17 protein-coding genes and 2 pseudogenes are annotated in these 21,670 nt (G+C 65.4%); 9 read left to right on the top strand and 10 right to left on the bottom strand.

From position 1 onward, the window contains the following. The 3 genes and pseudogenes from VM94_RS29275 to VM94_RS26145 all read right to left on the bottom strand — a co-directional run. Window positions 1–218: pseudogene (locus VM94_RS29275) on the bottom strand (ATP-binding cassette domain-containing protein); the annotation flags it as partial. Further along, window positions 218–1,177, bottom strand: a complete 960-nt coding sequence (locus VM94_RS26150; RefSeq protein ID WP_046686049.1) for an ABC transporter permease — start codon at window positions 1,175–1,177, stop codon at window positions 218–220. The pseudogene VM94_RS29275 and the gene VM94_RS26150, both read right to left, overlap by 1 nt. Window positions 1,178–1,273: 96 nt before the next feature. Beyond that, a complete protein-coding gene (locus tag VM94_RS26145; RefSeq protein WP_046686048.1) occupies window positions 1,274–2,266 on the bottom strand; it encodes a sugar ABC transporter substrate-binding protein in 993 nt (330 codons plus the stop codon). Window positions 2,267–2,559: 293 nt separating this feature from the next. On the opposite strand from VM94_RS26145, the gene VM94_RS26140 reads away from it, so the two are divergent. The 9 genes and pseudogenes from VM94_RS26140 to VM94_RS26100 all read left to right on the top strand — a co-directional run bounded on the left by VM94_RS26140 (window position 2,560) and on the right by VM94_RS26100 (window position 14,239). Next, window positions 2,560–3,831 (top strand): ABC transporter substrate-binding protein, encoded by a 1,272-nt coding sequence (locus VM94_RS26140; protein ID WP_046686047.1) that lies wholly within the window; start codon window positions 2,560–2,562, stop codon window positions 3,829–3,831. A gap of 130 nt (window positions 3,832–3,961) precedes the next feature. Beyond that, a complete protein-coding gene (locus tag VM94_RS26135; protein ID WP_046686046.1) occupies window positions 3,962–4,852 on the top strand; it encodes a carbohydrate ABC transporter permease in 891 nt (296 codons plus the stop codon). A 152-nt stretch (window positions 4,853–5,004) separates the two neighbouring features. Then, window positions 5,005–5,805, top strand: a complete 801-nt coding sequence (locus tag VM94_RS26130; RefSeq protein ID WP_046686285.1) for a carbohydrate ABC transporter permease — start codon at window positions 5,005–5,007, stop codon at window positions 5,803–5,805. A gap of 11 nt (window positions 5,806–5,816) precedes the next feature. After that, window positions 5,817–6,857, top strand: coding sequence for an NAD(P)-dependent alcohol dehydrogenase (locus VM94_RS26125; RefSeq protein WP_046686045.1), 1,041 nt, complete (start codon window positions 5,817–5,819; stop codon window positions 6,855–6,857). 2 nt (window positions 6,858–6,859) lie between these two features. Further along, window positions 6,860–7,948: pseudogene (locus VM94_RS26120) on the top strand (ABC transporter ATP-binding protein); the annotation flags it as partial. Window positions 7,949–8,017: 69 nt separating this feature from the next. Next, a complete protein-coding gene (locus tag VM94_RS26115) occupies window positions 8,018–8,908 on the top strand; it encodes an AraC family transcriptional regulator (protein ID WP_046686044.1) in 891 nt (296 codons plus the stop codon). A 17-nt stretch (window positions 8,909–8,925) separates the two neighbouring features. After that, on the top strand, window positions 8,926–10,395 hold the full coding sequence (gene xylB / locus VM94_RS26110; RefSeq protein WP_046686043.1) for a xylulokinase: 1,470 nt from the start codon (window positions 8,926–8,928) through the stop codon (window positions 10,393–10,395). Between the two features lie 232 nt (window positions 10,396–10,627). Continuing rightward, window positions 10,628–12,256, top strand: a complete 1,629-nt coding sequence (locus VM94_RS26105) for a methyl-accepting chemotaxis protein (RefSeq protein ID WP_046686042.1) — start codon at window positions 10,628–10,630, stop codon at window positions 12,254–12,256. Between the two features lie 168 nt (window positions 12,257–12,424). Next, entirely contained in the window at window positions 12,425–14,239 is a 1,815-nt protein-coding gene (locus VM94_RS26100) for a putative bifunctional diguanylate cyclase/phosphodiesterase (RefSeq protein WP_082127912.1), read from the top strand. On the opposite strand, the gene VM94_RS26095 is transcribed toward VM94_RS26100, so the two are convergent. From VM94_RS26095 to VM94_RS26065, 7 genes are all read right to left on the bottom strand, one after another. Next, complete coding sequence (locus VM94_RS26095; RefSeq protein ID WP_046686041.1) at window positions 14,230–16,677, bottom strand: TonB-dependent siderophore receptor; 2,448 nt, start codon at window positions 16,675–16,677, stop codon at window positions 14,230–14,232. The genes VM94_RS26100 and VM94_RS26095 overlap by 10 nt on opposite strands. Window positions 16,678–16,768: 91 nt before the next feature. After that, window positions 16,769–17,722 carry a FecR domain-containing protein gene (locus VM94_RS26090; protein WP_046686040.1) on the bottom strand — a complete coding sequence of 318 codons (954 nt, stop codon included), beginning with the start codon at window positions 17,720–17,722 and terminating at the stop codon, window positions 16,769–16,771. Next, on the bottom strand, window positions 17,719–18,246 hold the full coding sequence (locus VM94_RS26085) for a sigma-70 family RNA polymerase sigma factor (RefSeq protein WP_046686039.1): 528 nt from the start codon (window positions 18,244–18,246) through the stop codon (window positions 17,719–17,721). Before VM94_RS26085 ends, VM94_RS26090 begins: the two co-directional genes overlap by 4 nt. A 5-nt stretch (window positions 18,247–18,251) precedes the next feature. Further along, a complete protein-coding gene (locus VM94_RS26080; RefSeq protein WP_046686038.1) occupies window positions 18,252–18,617 on the bottom strand; it encodes a DUF3325 domain-containing protein in 366 nt (121 codons plus the stop codon). Continuing rightward, a complete protein-coding gene (locus VM94_RS26075) occupies window positions 18,617–20,239 on the bottom strand; it encodes a PepSY-associated TM helix domain-containing protein (RefSeq protein WP_046686037.1) in 1,623 nt (540 codons plus the stop codon). Before VM94_RS26075 ends, VM94_RS26080 begins: the two co-directional genes overlap by 1 nt. Continuing rightward, entirely contained in the window at window positions 20,236–20,571 is a 336-nt protein-coding gene (locus tag VM94_RS26070; protein WP_138829003.1) for a DUF3649 domain-containing protein, read from the bottom strand. Before VM94_RS26070 ends, VM94_RS26075 begins: the two co-directional genes overlap by 4 nt. A gap of 2 nt (window positions 20,572–20,573) precedes the next feature. After that, on the bottom strand, window positions 20,574–21,320 hold the full coding sequence (locus VM94_RS26065) for a DUF4198 domain-containing protein (RefSeq protein WP_046686036.1): 747 nt from the start codon (window positions 21,318–21,320) through the stop codon (window positions 20,574–20,576). Window positions 21,321–21,670: the final 350 nt, after the last annotated feature.

The following is a 21,670-nucleotide window of genomic DNA, read 5'->3' as shown; positions in this document are numbered from 1 at the left end:
GGCTTGCCGTCGAGCAGCATCTCGCCCTCGTCGGGGACGAGGGCGCCCGACAGCGCCTTGATCAGCGAGGACTTGCCGGCGCCGTTGTCGCCGATCACGGCGAGTATTTCGCCCGGCAACAAATCAAAATCGGTGCCGTCGAGGGCGGTCACGCTGCCGTAGCGCTTGACCAGGCCGCGGGCCTGGAATACGGCTTGCACATGTGTCGTCATGCTCATCAACCTTTCTTGTGTGTCAGTTGATCGGTGGCCACGGCCAGGATGACCAGGATGCCCGTCACCAGGATCTGGTACACCGAGGACACGCCCATCAAGGTCAGGCCGTTGCGGAACACGCCGACGATCAGCACGCCGACCAGGGTGCCCATGATCGAACCACGTCCGCCGAACAGGCTGGTGCCGCCGAGCACGACGGCGGTGATGCTGTCGAGGTTGTCGGTCTGGCCGCCCTGCGGGTCACCCACGCCCATGCGCGCCACGGACATCAGCGCGGCGATGCCGTAGCACATCCCGGCGATCATGTAGACGCCCAGCAAAACTTTATTCGTGGCGATGCCGGTCAGGCGGGCCGCTTCCGGATTGTTGCCGACGGCGTAGAGGTGGCGGCCGGGCGCGGTCTCGCGCAGGTACAGCCAGGTCAGCACGTACATGCCCAGCATCAGCACGGTGCCGTAGGTAAAGGTGGCCTGGCCAAGCTGGAAGGTGTTGCCGAAAAATCCCATCGCTTCCGGCAGGCCGGTGACGGTCTGGGCCTGCGAGTACAGTTGCGTGACGGCGAAGGCAATGTTCATCGTGCCCAGCGTGACGATAAACGCCGGCAGCTTGATCGAAGTGACCAGCGCGCCGTTGATGAAGCCGATCAGCACGGTGACGGCGATGCCGCACCCGATCGCGAGATAGGGGTTCATGCCGAGGTCGACGGCGAATTTGGTCATGATGACCGAGCCCAGCGCCATGGCCATGCCGCAGGACAGGTCGATGCCGGCGGTCAGGATGATCAGGGTCTGGCCGATGGCGATGATGCCGACGACCATGACTTGCTGCAAGATCAGGGAAAAATTCTGGCTGCTGAGGAAGCGGTCGCTTTGCGACGCAAAGAACACGCAGGCGGCGAGCAGGGCAATGACCGGGCCCAGTTTGGAGAGCGGCGGCATAAATGTCGGAACGGTGGAACGCATCTGTTATCCATATTCAAGAGGGGAAAAAGGAGGCGCGCAGGCGGCCGCGCGCCGGCAAGGCAGATCGTCTTGCCGAACGCGGCTGACTGCGTGGATTTATTTACCCCAGCAGGAGTTCAGGCCGAACGCCGTGTCGCGGCTCTCGACGCCCGCTTGCTGCTTGTCGCTGATCAGGGTGACGCCGGTATCGACGTAGCCGCTGGCCTTCTTCCCGTTCTTGGCGTACTCGACGCCGGCTTCGACGCCCAGGCCTGCCATGTTCAGCGGATACTGCTGCGAGGTCGCCGCGATGACGCCGGCCTTGACGTCGCGCACGCCGGCGCAGCCGCCGTCGACCGAGACGATCATCACGTTCTTTTCCTTGCCCACGGCCTTGAGCGCCTTGTAGGCGCCGGCAGCGGCCGGTTCGTTGATGGTGTACACGAGATTGATGTCGGGATTTTTCTGCAGGCAGTTTTCCATCGCCGTCTGGCCCTTGCCCTGGTCGCCGAAACTGTCGGCCATGCACACCACGTCGGCGGTTTTCGCCGGCCCGACCGTCTTGGCGCTGATGCCCGGCGCGCCAAAGCCGGCCAGGAAACCGTTGTGGCGGGCTATACCCACCGGATGGCCGGGGAACAAGTCCAGCATGGCGATCTTGACGGGTTTGCCGGCGAAGGCGGCCTTGGCGTATTGGCCGATCAGCAAGCCGGCCTTGTAGTTGTCGGTGGCGAACAGCGCATCGGTGGCGTCCTGCGGCTCGGTCGGGCTGTCGAGGGCGATCACCAGCACGCCGGCCGCGCGCGCCTTCTTGATGGCCGGCACGATGGCTTTCGAATCGCTCGGGGTGATCATGATCGCCTTGGCGCCGGCGGCCACCATGTTCTCTATCGCCGTGACCTGGCCGGCGTTGTCGCCGTCGGCGCGTCCGGCCGCCGTCAACAGCTTGGCGCCCTTCAGTTTCGCGCGTTGCTGCGCGCCTTCTTTCATCTTCACGAAGAAGGGGTTGGTATCGGTCTTGGTGATCAGGCCGACGATCGGTTCCTCGGCCATGGCGGCGCCGCCGGCTGCCGTCAGGATAGCCAGTGCGATGCATTGTTTGACGTTCATTGTGTTGTCTCCAGAATCTATTTATTTTTTACCGGGAGGCGATTGCCTCGGCCTGGGGGCGGCCGTCAATGCGGTGCCCGAGCCAAATATACGCCCGGCTAATTAATAAATCAAGCGGCTTTATATATTGTGTGTGGTAAAAAAGACCAGCCCGTCGCGGCCGGCATGGAGGCCGTTTTGCTGAAAAATAGTATTTGAAAACTGGCCGCTTTTGCAGTGGTGGCGGGCCTGCTTTGTTTTTATAGTGAGTTCACCGGTGGAAAACCGCCGGACTATAAAAATGGAGACGTGTTATGAAAATCATGACTGCTGTTGCATGGGGCGCCCTCATGTCCGCCGGATTTGCAGACGCCTCGGCGCAAAGCTGTTCGGTGCCCGTGATCAAGGTGCTGGCGCAAAAAAGCCTGGGCCTGACGGTGATGGAAAAGACCCTCGCCGAGTATGAAAAGAAAAGCGGCACCAAGGTACAAATCAGCTATTTCGGCGAAAACGACCGCCGCTCGAAAGCCCGCCTCGATGCTTCCACCAAGGCCGGCTCCTACCAGATCTATTACATCGACGAAGCCAACGTGGCCGAATTCGCCACGGCCGGCTGGGTCGTCCCCCTGCTCAAATACCTGCCCAAGGACGCCGATTACGACGACTTCCTGCCGGGCCGCCGCGCCGTCGCCTCGTACAAGGGCGTGGCGTATTTCGCCCCCCTGATCGGCGGCAGCGATTTCCTGTTCTACCGCCGCGATCTGCTGGAAAAGGCCGGCATCGCCGTGCCGAAGACGCTCGACGAACTGGTCGCCGCCGTCAAGAAAATGAACAGCCCGCCGAACGTGTATGGCTGGGCCGCGCGGGGCCAGCGCGGCTCGGGCATGAATGTGTGGCGCTGGGCGCCGTTCATGCTGGCCGCCGGCGGCAAGTGGGAAAACAATGGCGTGCCGGCCTTCAATTCGCCGCAGGCCGTGAAAGCCACCACGCTGTACCGCGAGCTGTTCAAGTATTCGCCGCCGGGCGGCGCCACCTACGACTGGAGCAACGCGCTCGAAGCATTCAGGTCGGGCAAGGTGGCTTTCATGATCGAGTCGACGCCGTTTGCCGACTGGATGGAAGACCCGAAAAAATCCTCGGTGGTCGACAAGGTCGGCTATGTGCGTCCGCCATCGCCGCTGCCATCGGCCGCGTATGGCCACGGCCTGGCCATTTCCGCCACCGGTGCGAAAGATGAATGCACGCGCCAGGCGGCCGGCAAGTTCATCGCCTTCGCCACGGGCAAGGAGCAGGAGCAGGCGCGCCTGAAGGACAACGTCTTCAGCGACTACAACCGCACCAGCACCATCAACAGCGACTACTTCCGCAAGCACGTCAAGCCGCAGATCCAGGCGGGCCTGACGGACACCACGCCCGTCTCGCGCGTGACCATCTGGCCTAGCCCCGAGTGGCCGGACATCGGCGACAACCTGGGCGTCGTGCTGGAAGAAGTGTTTACGGGCACGCGCGGCGACGTGCAAAGCGCGCTCGATGAGGCGAATGAATACGCGACGGAAGTAGTTTCGCGGGCGAAGAAGCGCAAATAAACCCCGGGGTCAGTCGCTTCGCGATCGGATTGCGCCCCACTGGGGCGCAATCCCCCGCCGGGTCTGACACCAGCTCTTGCTTTTGGGTTAAAGCCAGCGCTTGCCCGTTCTCGTTTGAAAGTTGATTCCTATGCCGCATATCATCCATAAAAAACGTCACACCTGGCTGCCGGCCGTCTTCCTGACCTTGCCGCTGCTGGTCCTGCTGGTACTGGGCCTGGTGCCCAGCATCGCCGCCATCAACCTGGCCCTGCAAAACCGTGTGCTGCGCTACAGCGACAGCGACTACGTCGGCTTTGCCAATTTTCTCCGCCTGTTCGGCGACCGCCGCTTCGTCAATGCCGTGCAGGTATCGGCCATCTGGGAAGTGGTCACCGTGGCCGGCTCGCTGATCGTCGGCGTGCTGCTGGCCGTGTTCCTGTTCGAGAAGGTGAAGGGACGCACGCGTGACATCATCGCGCTGCTCTTGATCGTGCCCGTGCTGCTGCCGCGCGTGTCGGCCGCCTTCATCTGGAAGTTCATGTATTCGCCGCTGATGGGTATCCTCAACTGGATGCTCGAATGCGTGGCCCTGGGCGGCACGGCGCTGCTGTCCGACCCCGCCACGGCCCTGTACGCGGTGGCGCTGGTCGACATCTGGCAGTGGGGCCTGTTCTTTGGCGCCGTGATCCTGAAGCTGCTGGAAACCCTGCCCGGCGAACCGCTGGAAGCGGCGCGCCTCGACTACGCCAGCACGCTCCAGGTGTATGCGTATATCGCGCTGCCCATGCTGAAGGTGCCCATCATGAGCCTCGTGTTCATCAAGATGGTCGAGTCGCTGCGTTCGTTCGACCTGATTTACGTGATGACCAAGGGCGGCCCCGGCATTTCCACGGAAACGCTGGACATGTATGCGTATGCGCAAGGCATCGGCCTGATGGGCAAGGTGTCGTACGCGTCCAGCATGGCCGTGCTGATGATGCTGGCCACGACAGTAATATTCACCCTGCTCTGGAAGCGAGTCGCCAAATGGGAAAACTGACTAAGAACACCCTAACCAAACCTACTGCGCAGCGCGATTTGCGGCCTCCGATGCTCACTGTGCATGCGCACAGCTCCGCTTCTCAGCCACAACTCACATCTGCTCGCAACGGTTTTGTCAGGTGTCTTAGGGTGCTGCGCACCCCGGGCGGCATTGGTGCCATCACCACCACCGTCATTACCACCGTCATCGTGCTGGTGGCGCTGTTCCCCATCCTGTGGGCCGTGCTCAATTCTTTCAAGGAGCTGATGGACATCGTCACGCCCGTGCCGCGCTTTTTCTTCAGCCCGACACTGGCCAATTACAAGCAGGTGCTGGCCAGCCCGGAAGTGCTGACGGGACTGGGCAACAGCGTGGCCATCGTCGGCGTCGCCGTGCTGTTGGGCGCCGTGCTGGGCGTGCCGGCCGCGTATGCGATCGCCCGCTATCCGATTCCGGCCAAGAAGGATATCCAGTTCTTCCTGCTGTCGCTGCGCTTTTTGCCACCGGTCGCCGTCGCCATTCCGCTGATCTCGATCTGGATCGACCTGGGTCTGTACGACTCGCGCCTGTCGATGGTGGTGACGTATCTGCTGGTGACCCTGTCGACCATCATCTGGCTGTCGATTCCCGCGTTTGCCCGCATCCCGAAAGAGATCGAGGAAGCGGCGGCGCTCGACGGCTACGGCCCTTACCAGGTGTTCTGGTACGTGGCCCTGCCGGTGGCGTCGAAAACCCTGATGGGCGGGATCGTCTTCAGCTTCGTGCTGGTCTGGAATGAACTGATGATCGCGCTGGCGCTCACCTCGTCGAAAAGCATGACCCTGCCCGTGGTGGCGTCGGCCTTTACCTCGATGGGCCAGGAAGTGCCGTGGGGCGTGGTGAACGCCTCCACCGTGCTGCTGGCGCTGCCGCCCCTGCTGTTCGTCGGCATCCTGGGACGGCTGCTCAACTCCATGCTCAAACATAAATAAGGAAACCCATCATGCAAGCACTCGTACTGGAACACGCGCATTCCATCACCCTGCGCGACATCGACCTGCCGCTGGCCGTCGGCCCGCGCGACGTCAAAATCAGGATCCACACCGTGGGCATCTGCGGCAGCGATGTGCATTACTTCAAACATGGCAAGATCGGCCCCTTCGCCGTCGAAGCGCCGATGGTGCTCGGCCACGAGGCGTCCGGCGTGGTGGCGGAAGTGGGCGATGACGTGACGCACCTGAAGGTGGGCGACCGCGTCTGCATGGAGCCGGGCGTGCCGCAGTTCGATTCGCCGGCCACCATGCGCGGCCTGTACAACCTCGATCCCGCCGTGCGCTTCTGGGCCACGCCGCCCATCCATGGTTGCCTCACGCCGTACGTCGTGCATCCGGCCGCCTTTACCTTCAAGCTGCCCGACAACGTCAGCTTCGGCGAAGGCGCCATCGTCGAACCGCTGGCCATCGGCCTGCAGGCGGCAAAGAAGGCGGCCATCAAGCCAGGCGACGTGGCCGTGGTGATCGGCGCCGGCACCATCGGCGCCATGAATGCGCTGGCCGCGCTGGCGAGCGGCTGCTCGCGCGTGATCCTGGCCGACCTGGTGCCGGAAAAGCTGGCCCTGTTCGTGGACAATCCCGCCGTGACCACGGTCGACGTGCGCCACGCCAGCCTGTTTGATACGGTGCGCGAACTGACGGACGGCTGGGGCGCCGACATCGTCTTTGAAGCCAGCGGCAGCATGCGTGCCTACGACAACATCGTCGACCTGCTGTGCCCGAACGGCTGCCTGGTGCTGGTCGGCATGCCGCCCGAGAACGTCCCCTTTGATATCGTCGCCATCCAGGCCAGGGAAGTGCGCATCGAATCCGTCTTCCGCTACGCGAACATCTTCCCGCGCGCCATCGCCTTGCTCGCTTCCGGCAAGATCGACGTGAAGCCCTTCATTTCGCGCACCTTCGGTTTTGCCGACGGCGTGCAGGCGTTCGAGGAAGCGGCCCAGGGCCATCCGCGCGACGTCAAGATCCAGATTGAACTGGCAGGAGACTGATCATGGCAAACATCGCCTGCAGGCAGCTGCACAAGACTTATGACCAGAAGACGGCCGTGCTGCAGCCGTTCGACCTGGAAATCGATGACGGCGAATTCATCGTCCTGCTGGGGCCATCGGGCTGCGGCAAGTCGACCCTGCTGCGCATGATCGCGGGCCTGGAAGACATCAGCGGCGGCGAGCTGCACATCGGCGGGGCCATCGTCAACGATTTGCCGCCGCGTGCGCGCAACGTGGCGATGGTATTCCAGAACTACGCGCTGTATCCGCACATGACGGTGTACGACAATATCGCCTTCGGCCTGCGCCGCCTGAAGGTGCCGAACGACGAGATCGAGCGCCGCGTGCGCGAGGTGGCGGCCATCCTCAGCCTGGACAGCCTGCTGGAACGCAAGCCGCGCGCCATGTCGGGCGGTCAGCAGCAGCGCACGGCCATTGCGCGCGCCATGATCAAGACGCCACAGGTGTTCCTGTTCGACGAACCGCTGTCGAATCTGGACGCCAAGCTGCGCGCGCAGCTGCGCGCCGACATCAAGCGCCTGCACCGCCGCCTGCGCACCACCACCCTGTACGTCACGCACGACCAGCTCGAAGCCATGACCCTGGCCGACAGGGTGGTGCTGATGAAGGGCGGGCATATCGAGCAGATCGGCACGCCGGCGGAACTGTACAACCATCCGCGCACCCTGTTCGCGGCAGGGTTCATTGGCACCCCTGCCATGAACTTCATCGATGGCGTCGTCGAAAAAGAGGGCGGGCAAACGGTGCTCGTCTGCGCCGGCTACCGCTGGCCATTGATATCGCCCCGCTTCACCGCGCTGGCCGAGGGCACGCGCGTGGTCTTCGGCCTGCGCCCGAATCACTTGCGCGCGGCGCTGCCGCAGGAACAGGCAGGCACGCATGGCCTGGCGTGCGTGATCGACCTGGTCGAGCTGCTGGGCGCCGAAGCGCTGATCAGCTTCCAGTGCGGCGCCTTGAGCCTGTCGGCCCTGCTGCCGGCGAACGCGGCCAACAGCGCGGCGCAGGTGGGGCAGACCCTGGCGCTGGCCTTCGATGAAGAGCACATGCACCTGTTCGACGCCGACAGCGGGCTGGCCGTGGCGGCCAGTGGCCACTAAGTGGTTAGAATAGCTGACAACGAGACCGCGCAAGGAACTGCCGTGACGCCTGACCTGGAACTGATCCACAAACCGATCCACGAATCGTTTCGCGCGTGGGCGCACGGCTTTCCGCACACGGTGGCGAAATGGCATTTTCATCCCGAGTACGAACTGCACTTCATCATCACGTCAAACGGCAAATTTTTTATCGGCGACCATATCGGCAGTTACGGAGCGGGCAATCTGATCCTGACGGGGCCGAACCTGCCGCATAACTGGGTGAGCGAACTGCCGGAAGGCGTGGTCTTGCCCGAGCGCGACCTGGTGCTGCAGTTTTCCAGCGACTTCATCGAACGCTGCGCGCTGCTGTTCCCGGAAATGGCGCCCCTGAAAGCCCTGCTGGGCGAGGCTGGCAGGGGCTTGCAATTTCCCGATGCGCTGGGCCTGCGCCTGGTGCCGCTGATGAAGGAATTGACAACGGCGCAGGGCTTGCGCCGGGTCGAACTGTTTACGCGTTTGTTCGGCGAGCTGTGCGAGTGCCGCGAGCGGCGGCCCCTGGCCAGCGTCACTTATCTGGCGCAGGCGGGCCGCTACATGTCATCGACCATCAACCTGGTGCTGGCGTATATCAAGCAGAACATCACGCTCGATTTTTGCGAGCAGGACGTGGCCGACGTGGCGGAAATGAATACCTTGAAATTCACGCGTTTCTTCCGCAAGCATACGGGTACCTCGTTCATTCAATACGTGAACCAGGAGCGCATCGCGCTGGCCTGCGAGCTGCTGATGAACACGGACATGAAGGTCACCGATATCTGCTACCGCACGGGCTTCAATAACCTTTCCAATTTCAACCGCCAGTTTTTGGCGCACAAGCAGATGTCGCCGTCTAAATTCCGCTCCTGCCTGCTGATGAACATGCCCGATCCATCCGGCGACGGCCATTCTTAACTTTATTCTGGAATCAAATGACTTATCTCGGTATCGATATCGGCACTTCCGAAGTCAAGGCCATCCTCACCGATGACGCCCAAGCCATCCTCGCCAGCGCCGGCGTGACCCTGCGCGTGTCCAGCCCCCATCCCGGCTGGACGGAACAGAATCCCGAAGACTGGTGGCACGCCACCCTCGACGTCATCGCCGCCATCCGCGCCGCGCAGCCGGTGGCATTTTCCGGCTTGCGCGGCATCGCCCTGTCGGGCCAGATGCATGGCGCGACCCTGCTCGACAAGCAGCAGCACGTGCTGCGCGCGGCCATCCTGTGGAACGATACGCGCGCCTTTGCCGAGTGCGTGGAACTCGAGGCGCTGGTGCCCGAGTCGCGCGCCATCACGGGCAACCAGGCCATGCCCGGCTTCACGGCGCCCAAGCTGCTGTGGCTGCAAAAATACGAGCCCTCGCTGTTCCGCGCCACGGCCAAGGTCTTGCTGCCCAAGGATTACGTGGCCCTGCGCCTGACGGGCGAGTATGTGTCCGACATGTCCGACGCTTCCGGCACCTTGTGGCTGGACGTGGCCAAACGCGACTGGTCCGAGCGCATGCTGGCCGCCACCGGTTTGACGCGCGAGCACATGCCGCGCCTGGTCGAGGGCAGCGCCGCCGCCGCGCAGGTGCGGCCTTCGCTGTGCCAGGAATGGGGCATCGCGCACCCGGTGCTGCTGGCCGGCGGCGCGGGCGACAATGCGGCGGCGGCTGTCGGCCTGGGCGTGGTGGAGCCGGGCGCCGGCCTGCTGTCGCTGGGGACCTCGGGCGTGCTGTTCGCCGGCAGCGACGGTTTTGCACCGAATCCGGGCCAGGGCGTGCACGCGTTCTGCCATTGCCTGCCCGAGCGCTGGCACCAGATGAGCGTGATCCTCAGCGCCGCGTCCAGCCTCAGCTGGGTGGCGCGGCTGACGCAGTCGAGCGACATCGGGGAACTGGTGACACTGGCGGAAAGCGTCGAGGCGCGCACGGCGCCCGTCTTTTTGCCTTACCTGAGCGGCGAACGCACGCCGCATAACGACGCTTCCGCGCGCGGCGTGTTTTTTGGTTTGTCGACGGAACACGGGCGCGCCGAACTGGCCTACAGCGTGATGGAAGGCGTGGCCTTTGCCATGGCCGACGGCAATGCGGCCTTGCGCAGCGCCGGCACGCATCTGGAAGAAGCGTCGTTCGTGGGCGGCGGCTCGCGCAGCCGCTTCTGGGCGCAGCTGTGTGCGAATGCCTCGGGCTTGAATGTGCTGCGCCACGACCACGGCGCGGCTGGCGGCACCATGGGTGCTGCGCGCCTGGCGCAGATGGCCGTGACGGGCTTGCCGCCCGCGCAGGTGTGCACGCGCCCGCCCGTACAGGAAACGGTCGCGCCGCAAGCCTCCGCCGTGCTGGACGAACGCCTGGCGCGCTACCGGCGTTTGTATCCGCTGCTGCGCGAGGAGTTTGCGGGAGCGGCCGCGGCGTAGCGCTGAAACGACCGGCAAGATTGCCGGCCTGACCATGCTGCGAACACGTCACTATGGCTAGGCAGTCAACCTTTCCTTGTAATTTGTTGTTTCTATGTTGAAAGTGTTTCTCTAGCGAAAGCCTTGCTTGGTTTTTCTCGGGGCGCGCCGCATGATTTCCCATTTGGTGAGAATTGGATAGTTTTTGGCGGCGCCTTTGTTGCCATCCTGTTCTTGCAGCCGGGAGAAACACATGCAACTTGCGAATCTTAAAATCTCCGTCCGCCTCGGTCTGTTGGGCGCCTTCTTCTTTCTTGCGCTGGTGTTCGTCGGCGCGCGCGGCTGGAGCGCGCTCGACGCGGCCAGTGCCCGCAGCGCGGACGCCATGCAGCGTTCCGTGGCCCTGACGGAAGCCGTCGATGCGGCGCGCAGTGCGCAGGTGGAATTCAAGATCCAGGTGCAGGAGTGGAAAAACATTTTGCTGCGCGGCGGCGATGCGGCCGCCTTCCAGCGTTACCGCGAAGCGTTTGTCGCCAGCGGCGCGCAGACGCGCAAGGAATTGAAAAGCCTGCAATCGATGATGGCGGCGCTGGGCCTCGACACGGCGCCCGTGGAACAGGCGCTGCAGGCGCACGACGCGCTGGGCGTGAGTTACCTGGCGGCCCTGCAAAAATTCGATGGCGCGCGCGCTGACAGCGCCCACGTGGTCGATGCGCTGGTCAAGGGCATGGACCGCGAACCGACGCGCCAGATCGACGCCATCGTGACGACCATCGGCAAACAGTCGCACAGCCTGATGGCGCAGATGAAGGAGCAGGACGCGGCCGCGCACCGCAGCGCCAGCATCGCCATGCTGGCCACCGTGCTGGTGACCCTGGTCGTCGGCAGCGTCACCGTGTGGTGGCTGATCCGCAGCATCACGCTGCCGCTGGGCGCGGCCGTCGGCATCGCCCAGCAAGTGGCCGCCGGCGACCTGCGCGCCGTGGTGGCCGATGGCAGCCGCGATGAAATCGGCGACCTGTTGCGGGCCCTGAAAGCCATGAGTGGCAACCTGGCCGCCATCGTGGGACGTGTGCGTACCGGCACGGACGCCATCGCCACGGCCTCGGCGGAAATCGCCAGCGGCAATATGGACCTGTCCTCGCGCACGGAAGAACAAGCCAGTTCGCTGGAAGAGACGGCCGCCTCGATGATCGAGCTGACATCCACGGTGCGGCAGAATAACGAGAATGCCGACCAGGCGCGCCAGCTGGCCGGCGGCGCGTCGGACGTGGCGCAGCGCGGCGGCGCAGCCGTGGCGCAGGTGGTGCAGACCATGAGCCATATCAATGCTTCGTCCAAGCGCATCGTCGACATCATCGCCGTCATCGACGGCATCGCCTTCCAGACGAATATTCTGGCCCTGAATGCGGCCGTGGAAGCGGCGCGCGCGGGCGAACAGGGGCGCGGTTTCGCCGTCGTGGCGACGGAAGTGCGCAGCCTGGCGCACCGCTCGGCCGCGGCGGCCATGGAAATCAAGCAGCTGATCGGCGAATCCGTGCGCACGGTGGAAGAGGGCAGCGTGCTGGCCGGCCAGGCGGGGCGCACGATGGATGACGTGGTGAGCAGCGTGCAGCGCGTGAACGCCATCATCGGCGAGATCGCCGTGGCCAGCGTGGAGCAGCGCGACGGCATCGAGCAGATCAGCATCGCCATCAGCCAGATGGATGGCGTGACGCAGCAGAACGCGGCCCTGGTGGAGCAGGCCGCCGCCGCCGCGGACGCGCTGCAGCAGCAGGCGGCCAGCCTGGCCGACGCCGTCAGCATCTTCAAGCTGCACGGCACGTCCGGCGTGGCCGCAGCGGCGGGCATCGCCCCGGCCAGGACGCTGTCGCTGGCCTGAAGCGGGCGCGCCACGCGCCGCTTGATGCCAGTCAAGCGGCGCCCGATCAGGCAAATATCGCGCCGAAATTCTTATACTATTTCCTTTCAGCATGTATCTGCGCCCGGCCGCATGGCGCACGTTGCAAAGGAAAACCATGTTCCGTACTTTCCGCCTGCCGGGTGACGCATGACGGCGCTGCTGCTGGCGCTGTGCCTGGCCCTGGCCATGGTGCTCGCCGTGCTGCTGGCCTGCCAGTGGCGGGCGGCGCGCACGTGGCGCATGCGCCATGCGACGGGCGTGGTGCTGCAGGCAGCGCAGGCGCGGCGCATGGCAGATGCGCTGGCGCTGCTGCATGCGTTGCCGGCGGCCGTCATCGGCACCGACCACGATGGCGTGGTGCGGTACCTGAATCCCCGCGCCAGCGCCATGGGCGGCTTGCAGGGCGACGATGGCCCGGGCCAGGCCGTGACGCAGCTGCTGCCGCTGTTCCATGACGGCACGCCCATCGACGCGGCGCGCCAGGTGCGCGACTGCGTGGCGCGGCAGGAAGTGCTGGAAGTGGCGCGCGGCGCCGTGCTGCTGCGCCATCTCGACGGCAAGCGCATCGACGTGCAGTACAGCTGCGCGCCGCTGGCGCAGGGCGGCGCGGTGCTGCTGCTGCACGACGTGTCGGCGCGCCGGCGCGCCGAGCAGCAGCTGGAATTCATCGCCCACCACGACGGCTTGACGGGCTTGCCGAACCGTTTGCATTTCCAGATCCGCTTCGAGCACGGCATCGCCTACGCGCGCCGCCACCAGGGGCTGCTGGCCGTGCTGTTCGTCGACATCGACCGCTTCAAATCCATCAACGACAGCCTGGGGCACGACGTGGGCGACCAGGTGCTGACGGAGTTCGCGCGCCGGGTGCAGCAGTGCGTGCGCAAGGTTGATACGGTGGCGCGCCAGGGCGGCGACGAATTCATCATCCTGCTGACGGAACTGCGCACGGCGCACGATGCCGAGCGGGTGGCCGAGAAAATCGTCCGCGCCATCGCCGCCCCCTTCGTCATCGGCGAATACAGCCTGACGGTGGCGGCCAGCGTGGGCGTGGCCCTGTACCCGGACGACGACGATGACGTCAATGCGCTGATCGAAAAGGCCGACCTGGCCATGTACGCGGCCAAGCGCCACGCGCCCGGTACTTGCCAGCGCTATGCGCCGCGCATGCAGACGCAGTCGTATTCGCGCACCATCCTCGAGACGGCCCTGCGCCACGCGCTCGAACGCAATGAATTCGTGCTGTACTACCAGCCGCGCATGGACTTGAAGACGCGCAGGATCACGGGCGTGAAGGCGCTGCTGCGCTGGAAGCACCCGGAACTGGGCCTGATGATGCCGCTCGACTTTTTGCCGGTGCTGGAGGAAAGCGCCTTGATCCTGCCGGTGGGCGCCTGGGTGCTGGCCACGGCGGTGGAGCAGGCGCGCAACTGGATTGCGCAAGGGCAGATGCTGACCGTGTCCGTCAGCCTGTCCGCGCGCCAGTTCTACCAGCGCGATATCGCACGCAATTTCGCCGCCGCGCTGGAGGCGGCCGGCGTGCCTGGCCATTGCATCGAACTGGAAATCGCCGCCGGCATCCTGATCGACAGCAGCCAGAATTGCGAGCTGATACTGCGCCAGTTCCGCCAGCTGGGCATGGCGATCGCCATCAGCGATTTCGGCACGGGCGACGCTTCGCTCACTTACCTGAAACGCTTTCCCACGGATGCCGTCAAGATCGAAAAGTGCTTCGTCGACGACCTGGACAAGCCGGGCGGCGACAGCGCCATGGTGCGCGCCATCGTGGCGATGGCGCGCACGCTCGGACTGCGCACCATCGCCGGCGGCGTGGAAAGCGGCGAGCAGCTGGAACTGCTGGCCGAGATGGGCTGCGACGAAGCATTTGGCTATTTTCTTGGCCGCGCCGTGGCGCCCGAGGACATCGAGGCGCTGCTCAAAAGTAGCGAAGCCATTCAGAACTGATAGCGCAGCGACAGCATGGCGTTGCGCGGATCGCCGTAGTAGCCGCCCATGCCCGTCGAGTAGTACTTCTTGTCGAAGACGTTATTGATGTTCAGTGTCGCCACCAGTTGCTTGCTGACCTGGTACTGCGCCATCAGTCCCGCCACCGCATACGCCTTCTGCGTGAAGCGTTCGCCATTCGGCCCGCGGTCGTCCATGTAGATATCGCTCTGCCAGTTCACGCCGCCGCCCAGCACCAGGCCAGGCACGCCTTGCGCCAGACGCCAGGTGGTCCACAGCTTGAGCATGTTTTGCGGCTGGTTGGTCTGGATGCGTGCGCCGGCCGCATTGCGGATGCGGCTATGCGCATAGCTGGCCGTCAGTTGCCAGTCGGGGCGCAACTGGCCCGATACTTCCGCCTCGAAGCCGCGCGTGGTGGCGCCCTTGACCGTGTGATAGGCGTAGGAACCGCCGCCCGTGCCGATGATCCAGACATTGCCCGGATCGGCTTCGGCCAGGTTTTCCTGCTTCAGCTGGAAGAGGGCGGCGCTGGTAGTGAGCTTGCCGCCGAAGAATTCCCCCTTGGCGCCCACTTCGTAGTTCTTGCCCTCGAGCGGCGCCAGGAAGCGGCTGTTGACGTCGCGCTGGCTTTGCGGCGTGAAGATGCTGGTGTAGCTGGCATAGGCCGACCAGTTTCGGCCCAGGTCGTAGACGAGGCCCGCATACGGCGTGATCTTGCCGTTTTCGCGCATCGCGTCGTACAGGTCCGTGTCGGCATCGTAATCGCTGCGGATGTCGCGCTTCCAGTACGACAGGCGCGCGCCCAAAATCACCGACAGCGCATCCGTCGGGCGCAGGCGCAGCGTCGAATACAGGCCGCTTTCGCGTTCCTTGTCGTACGAGCTGCCTAGCCGCATGCCGCTGTAGTCGGGTACCGGCATATCGCCATTCCAGGCGTGGATATTCGGCACCGCATGGTCATAGCCGGCCAGGCGCCAGCCCGGATAGATGGGGCTATTCGTCTCGAGTTCCGAGGCGCTCACGCCCAGCACCAGTTCGTGCTGGCGGCCGAAGGCCCGGAACGGTCCGCTGACGTACGCGTCGAGCGAGGTCTGTTGTGGCTTGCTGTGCCAGTTGGCCAGCCACAGCCGCATGCCGCCGCCCGTCACGCGGTCCGGATAGCCATTGCCGGAAAAACCCTGCAAGGCGTCGTACTGGTTGCTGCTGCGGCTGACGGCCAGCTTGGCGATCCAGTCGTTGTCGAAATAATGGTCGAGCGTGGCGAACAGCATGCTCTGCTCGCGGTCATACGTGCTCCACGCGGCCGTGCCGTTCATCGAGCGGGGGAAGCGCGTCTGCGAGCCGTCGGCATAGAAGATGGGGAATTCGCGGCCCGCGCCCTTGAGCTTTTCCTGCTGGTAGTTGATGCCGGCGCTGAGCACCGTCGACGGGGTCAGGTCCGCTTCGACGATGGCGTACAGCACATCCTTTTTCTGCCGGTAGCGGTCGATGAACGAGCGCTGGTCTTCATGCGCGGCGACGAGGCGCGCGCGTACCTTGCCGTCCGCCGTCAACGGCGTCGAGACGTCGCCTTCGATGCGGTAGCGGTCCCATGATCCCAGCTGCGCGCCGGCCGTGGCGGCAAAGCTGCCGCCCGGGCGCTTGCGCACCAGGTTGATGGCGGCCGACGGGCTGCCCGTGCCGCTGATCAGGCCAGTGGCGCCGCGGATGATTTCCACGCGATCGTAGATGGCCATGTCGTAGGTGCGCGCTTCCAGGTTCTTGCTGGTCGGGATGCCGTCGAACATGTACGACGTCACTTCGAAGCCGCGTGAAAATACCTGGTCGTATTCGCGCGTGCTCGACGAATGGTCGACCGTGATGCCGGGCGCCTGCACCAGCACGTCCTGCAAGGTGCGCAAGCCCTGATCGTCGATCTGCTGGCGCGTGATGACGCTGACGGCCTGCGGCGTTTCGCGCAGCGACAGGTTCAGGCGCGTGGCGCTGGTCAGGCCCGCGTAACCGCGCTTGCCTTCCGTGGTGCCGTCGCGCAGGGCGCTGGAACTGACGGCCACTTCGTCCAGGGTGGCGGCAATCGGCGCGCCGGTCGATGCGGCACCCGCCTTGCGCAGCACGTAGCTGCGTTCCCCGCTTGGCAGCGCCTCGAGGCCCGTGCCGGCCAACAGGCGGGCCAGTGCCTGCGGCACCGTATAGCTGCCGCTCAGGCCCGGCGTGCGCACGCCTTGCAGCAGTTCGGCCGCCGCGCCCACGCTCACTTTTGCTTCGATGGCAAAGCTGGCGATGGCGGCGGACAGCTCGCCGGCCGGCACGTGGAAGGTCGTTTGCGTGGCGGCTGGCGCGGCGGCATCGGCCGCCATGGCCGGCGCCTGCGCCAGCGACAGCAGGATCACGGCGCTGCCGATGGCGCGTGCGAGGGGAGTCAAACGGGGTGGTTGCATGGTGTGGCCTTTCCGGCGAGTGTCGTTGTAAGGTATCGTTGTAATACCATCAGGACAGGTCACGGCGAAAAAAAGGGCCAATTTTTAACAATTATTTTTTGCGGGCCGCGATAGTGACCCAGTACGGGGTCCGGTACAGCACGTCGACGGGCAGCATGCGCGCCAGGCTGTCCAGCACGGCGTCCGTGTCGTCGAGCTGGAAGGCGCCCGACAGGCGCAAGCCCGCCACTTGCGGTTCCACGCGCAGCAGGCCGGGACGATAGCGTGACAATTCGGCAGCGAAGGTATCGAGGCGCATGTCCTGCGCCGCCAGCATGCCGTGCGCCCATGCGTCGGCTTGCAGCGGCGCCGGCGTGGGCAGGCCGGCGTGGCTGGCGTCGAAGCGGCTTTGCTGGCCTGCCACGAGCGTGCGGACGGTGGCCGAGGGTGCGCGCGGCGTGATTTCCACCGCGTGTTCCAGCACCGTCACGCGGCTGCCGTCGTCGTCGACGCGCACGGTGAAGCGCGTGCCCAGCGCGCGGATGCGGCCATGGCAGGTGGCGATGATGAAAGGGCGGCTGCCCGCATGGTCAGGGCGCGTCTGCACCAGCACTTCGCCGCGGCGCAGGGTCAGCCGGCGTTCGCCGGCGCCATACGCCACATCGACGGCGCTGTCCGTGTTGAGCACGAGGGTGCCGCCGTCGGGCAGCGATATTTCGCGCCGTTCGCCCACGCCGCTGCGGTAATCGGCCAGCATGTCGTGGCGCACCAGCAGCCAGGCGGCGGGCGCCGCCATCAGCGCCAGCAGCACTTGCACTGCCACGCGGCGCTGCGGCCGGCGCAGCACGGGCACGGCCAACTCCGGCGGCAGCAGGCCGGCCGTCTGGCTCACCTGCTGCACCCTGTTCCAGGCGCGCGCGTGTTCCGGGTCGCGCGCACGCCACCGGGCGCTGGCGGCCAGGTCGTCCGGCGTGGCCTGGCCCGACTGCTCCAATAAATACCATTCGACGGCCTGGCGCGCCACCTTGCGCGACAACGGTGGATATGGCGTAGCGGCCGCGCTCATGCCGGCAAGTCCTGCGCCAGCAGCACGCATTCGGTCAGCGCCTCGGCCATGTAGCGTTTCACGGAGCGCTCGCCGATGCCCAGCTGCGCGGCGATGTCGGCATAGGCATGGCCTTCGATCTGCGCCATGATGAAGACGGCGCGCACCTTCGGTTTCAGGCCGTCGAGCATGGCATCGACGGCTTGCAGCGCCTGAAGGATTTCCGCGCGCTGCTCGGTCGATGGCGCATGCTGTTCGGGCAGGGCGGCCAGCGCGGCCAGCCACGCGTGTTCCAGCGACTGGCGGCGCAAGTGGTTGATCAGCAGGTGTTTGGCGACGGTCGCCAGGTAAGCCTTGGGTGCGCGCAGGGCCGGCGTGTGCGGCTGCATGGGCGCGCCGGACAGCAGGCGCGCGAAGGTGTCCTGCATCAGGTCGGCCGCCTCGGCGGCATTGCCCAGGCGCCGCTGCAGCCAGTGCGCCAGCCAGCCGTGGTGCGCGCGGTAATGGCTTTCCAGCTGCGTGGACAGCAGGGGTGGCATGGCCATGATCGTTACCGTACTGCCAGCGCGACGGCGGCCAGCAAGGCCGCCACGCCGATCATGCGCGCCAGGCGCATGGCCTGGTGCGGCGCATACGGCAGCAGCCAGATCAGCAGCAAGCCGCAGCCCGTCAGGCTGCCGACCCAGTAGACGAGGCCATAGCCGCCGCCCGCGATGTGCATGGCCCAGGCCAGGCCGGCGGCCAGCGCCAGCCAGCCGGCCCACTGCAGGCGGCGGCGCAGCGGCGCGGGCGGTTCGGCGCCGCGTCCGTGCAAGTCGGCGTAGTGGCGGTCCATCGCCAGGCACAGCGAGGACAGGCCCGCATAGCACAAGGCAAAGACAAGAAAATTCGCGAGGAAGTTCGACAGCAGTTCCATCACGCGGCCTCCATCGTCGTTGCCGGCTTGGCCGGTGCCGCCTTGGCCGCCTTCACGGGCAGCGGTTTCAGTCTGAACGCCGCATACGCGAGACCCAGGCCCAGCACCAGCACCACCAGGTCGAAGGCGGCCACCGTCACGGGGCCGCGGCCCAGGAACAGGGTTACGCCCAGGTGCGAATCGGTGGTGAAGACGTTCAGCACGGGCAGCGACGCCAGCAGGAAGGCGCCGGCGGCCAGCTGCATGCGCCACATGGCGCGCGACGGGCGCAGCTGGGCGATGATGGCAGCCAGGGCCCAGGCACCGAAGAAGCAGGCGATTTCCTCTTGCGGCCGGTCTTCCATCGCCGCCGGCAGCAGGCGATTGGCCCAGAAGTAGGCGCCAAAGGCGATCGGGATGCCGGCGATGGCGCCGATGTTGAGCGCCTCGACCAGGCGCAGGCCGAAGCTGGCGCGCTTGCCAGCGGCCAGCGCCTTGGCCTGCTTCTGTCGCGTCTTGACGGCCCACAGCAGGGCGCCCGTGGCGACCATGGCGCAGCCGGCCAGGCCGGACAGGAAGAACAGCGCGCGCAGCAGCGGGCCGCCGAAATGCGCGACGTGCAGTCCCACCATCACGCCTTGCGTGGCGGCCGCGCCGGGCTGCGCGTCGCCATCGCTTGACAGCAGCTTGCCGGACACGCCATCGAACTCCATCGACGGCTGCTTCGACGACATGTCGCGTCCACCGGCGCGCGTGAGCGAAATGGTGGCGTTGGCGTCGCCCGGATGGCTGACGGAGATGCGTTCGACCTTGCCGCCGCCCCAGTGCTGTTCCGCCTGGCGCACGAGGGGCGCGATCGACGTCAGCGGCGCGGCCACGCCCGCCGGCTTGCTGTCGCCCGAGCGACCGGGAAACGCTTCGGCGAAGAAGGCGTCCTGGTCGCCCTTGTAGGCGGCCGTGGCGCCCGAGGGCATGTACAGGAACATCAGGGTGACGAGGCCCGTGTAGGTGATCATGATGTGGTAGGGCAGGGCCAGCACGGCCGTCACGTTGTGCGCGTCGAGCCATGAGCGCTGGCCCTTTTTCGGCCGGAAGGTAAACAGGTCCTTGAAGATGCGCTTGTGCGTGACGATGCCGCTGATGATGGAGACGAACATGAACATGGCGCAGAAACCCACGATCCAGCGGGCCCAGATGGCCGGCATGTAGTGCAGGTCGAAGTGCAGGCGGTAGAGGAATTCGCCGCCGCGCGTCTCGCGCGGCTTGGACAGCACCTCGCCCGTGGCCGGATCGGCTTTCTCGCTATGAAAATTGCCGCGCCGTCCGCGTTTCTTTTCGCCCGGTTGCGACGGCTTGCTCCAGCCCAGCTGGGTGGCGGCGCTGCGCTCGCCGGGCAGGCTGATGAACCAGCGCGTGGCGCCTTCGGCCCGCTCTTCCATCGCCTTCTGCGCGACCTTGGCTGCTTCCTCGGTGCTTACCTGACTGGCGGCGGCGCCGTGCAATTCGGGCTGCATCCACAAGGTGATTTCATTGCGGTAGTAGCTGGCCGTGCCGGCGCAAAACACCAGCAATAAAATCCAGCAGACGAGCAGGCCGGACCAGGTGTGCAGCCATGCCATCGACTGGCGGAAACCTTCTTTCATGCGAGACTCCAGGATAGTGCGTCCATCCACTGCAGGATGGCGGCGATGACGGTGGCCGGCATCAGAAGGCCCAGCCAGGCGCGCAGGGCGCTGTGCGTGGCGAAGACCCACAGCACGGCGCAGGTATAGATGGCAAACGACAGCAGGGTGGCTGTCATGACGGCTTCCGAGCGGGCCATGGGCAGGCTCACCGACAGCAGCATGGTGACCAGCGCGGCCAGCACATAGCCGCCGACGATGGCCGCCACGCTGCGCGATGCGACGCCGAGCCGGTACACGGCGCCGGCGGACAGCCGCAGGCGCGGCATTTTAGTGAAGGCTGACGCTTGCATGGTCAGTCGTGATCCTTGCTGGGGGGAACGGCCGGACCGGCAGGCAGCGGCGTCACGCCTTGCGGCTGCACCAGGCTCAGGGTGGTCACGAACATGGCCTTGTCATAGGCTTGCGCGCCGCGCTGGCCGGCCGTCTTGTCCGTGTGCTGCACTTCCAGCACATAGGTGCCCTTCCATGGCAGCGCGAAGCTGACCAGGCCTTGCGCATCGCTCCACGCTTCCTTGCCCCAGCCCGATTGCACCACGGCGTTGACCTTGGCCTGCGCCAGCGGCTTGCCCTGGTAGCTGACCTGGAACTGGCCCGGCTTGCCGGTCGGCACCAGGTCCAGGGTCAGCGCGGGCGTCTGCGCCTTGCCGTCGGCGATCAGGCGCGCTGCCGGGACCCACACGGTGCGCGTGGCCTTGCCATCCTTTTTCTCTTCCCACGACGGGTAGTTGTCTTCCTCGACGATGATGCTTTCGCCGGCGTCCACCTTGCCATTGAGGAGGAACGCGCCGGCCGTCTTGCTCGACTGCAGCTGCTGCGCGCCCTTGGCCGACACCCACATCACGTTCTTGATGCTGAACTTGTCGAGCAGGCCCGGCGACGCCTCGCGCAGGTTGTCGCCGAATTCGCCGAAGTACACGCTGGCCGCCTTGCCATCCTGCTGCAGCCAGATCTGGTGCGCGCTGGCGCTGCCGGAAACGAGGGCCGCGCCCAGCAGGGCGGTGGCGAGGGCGCCGAGGCGCGCGATGGAAGTGATGTGCATGGTGTATCCCTTGGTTTTTGATGAGAAACATGGTTATCGCAGCGGTGAAAAGTACCGGGAAGTCGCGGCGGCAGCGCCGGCCAGCGAACGTGCTCGTGCCATGAAACTTTCTTCTTTCGTTATTGATATGGGAAGGCTTGCTTGGCAGGGATGCCTGGCTGGCGCAGCGTGTCATCCAGCTGCGCACCAGCCGGTGGCTGCGTGCAGACTCTGGTCAGAGTCTAAATGTGAATGAGAACTATTCTTATTATAGTGCGGGGTTGCGAGACATGCAAGAGTGCGGTGCAGCAATGCCGCAGCCAGCGTAAGCGGTTTACCGCACCGTGGCAGGCCTACAACGCTTTGCCGCT

This window comes from Janthinobacterium sp. KBS0711 (assembly GCF_000988085.1).
Classification (GTDB): domain Bacteria; phylum Pseudomonadota; class Gammaproteobacteria; order Burkholderiales; family Burkholderiaceae_D; genus Janthinobacterium; species Janthinobacterium lividum_E.
This window is presented reverse-complemented; position numbering and strand designations above follow the sequence as displayed.

Coding starts and splice junctions, on each gene's coding strand:
- VM94_RS26140 (WP_046686047.1), top strand. CDS start 2,560: ATGAAAATCATGACTGCTGTTGCATGGGGCGCCCTCATGTCCGCCGGA.
- VM94_RS26070 (WP_138829003.1), bottom strand. CDS start 20,571: ATGCAAGCGTCAGCCTTCACTAAAATGCCGCGCCTGCGGCTGTCCGCC.
- VM94_RS26125 (WP_046686045.1), top strand. CDS start 5,817: ATGCAAGCACTCGTACTGGAACACGCGCATTCCATCACCCTGCGCGAC.
- VM94_RS26100 (WP_082127912.1), top strand. CDS start 12,425: ATGACGGCGCTGCTGCTGGCGCTGTGCCTGGCCCTGGCCATGGTGCTC.
- VM94_RS26145 (WP_046686048.1), bottom strand. CDS start 2,266: ATGAACGTCAAACAATGCATCGCACTGGCTATCCTGACGGCAGCCGGC.
- VM94_RS26090 (WP_046686040.1), bottom strand. CDS start 17,722: ATGAGCGCGGCCGCTACGCCATATCCACCGTTGTCGCGCAAGGTGGCG.
- VM94_RS26150 (WP_046686049.1), bottom strand. CDS start 1,177: ATGCGTTCCACCGTTCCGACATTTATGCCGCCGCTCTCCAAACTGGGC.
- xylB (WP_046686043.1), top strand. CDS start 8,926: ATGACTTATCTCGGTATCGATATCGGCACTTCCGAAGTCAAGGCCATC.
- VM94_RS26080 (WP_046686038.1), bottom strand. CDS start 18,617: ATGGAACTGCTGTCGAACTTCCTCGCGAATTTTCTTGTCTTTGCCTTG.
- VM94_RS26065 (WP_046686036.1), bottom strand. CDS start 21,320: ATGCACATCACTTCCATCGCGCGCCTCGGCGCCCTCGCCACCGCCCTG.
- VM94_RS26105 (WP_046686042.1), top strand. CDS start 10,628: ATGCAACTTGCGAATCTTAAAATCTCCGTCCGCCTCGGTCTGTTGGGC.
- VM94_RS26095 (WP_046686041.1), bottom strand. CDS start 16,677: ATGCAACCACCCCGTTTGACTCCCCTCGCACGCGCCATCGGCAGCGCC.
- VM94_RS26075 (WP_046686037.1), bottom strand. CDS start 20,239: ATGAAAGAAGGTTTCCGCCAGTCGATGGCATGGCTGCACACCTGGTCC.
- VM94_RS26135 (WP_046686046.1), top strand. CDS start 3,962: ATGCCGCATATCATCCATAAAAAACGTCACACCTGGCTGCCGGCCGTC.
- VM94_RS26085 (WP_046686039.1), bottom strand. CDS start 18,246: ATGGCCATGCCACCCCTGCTGTCCACGCAGCTGGAAAGCCATTACCGC.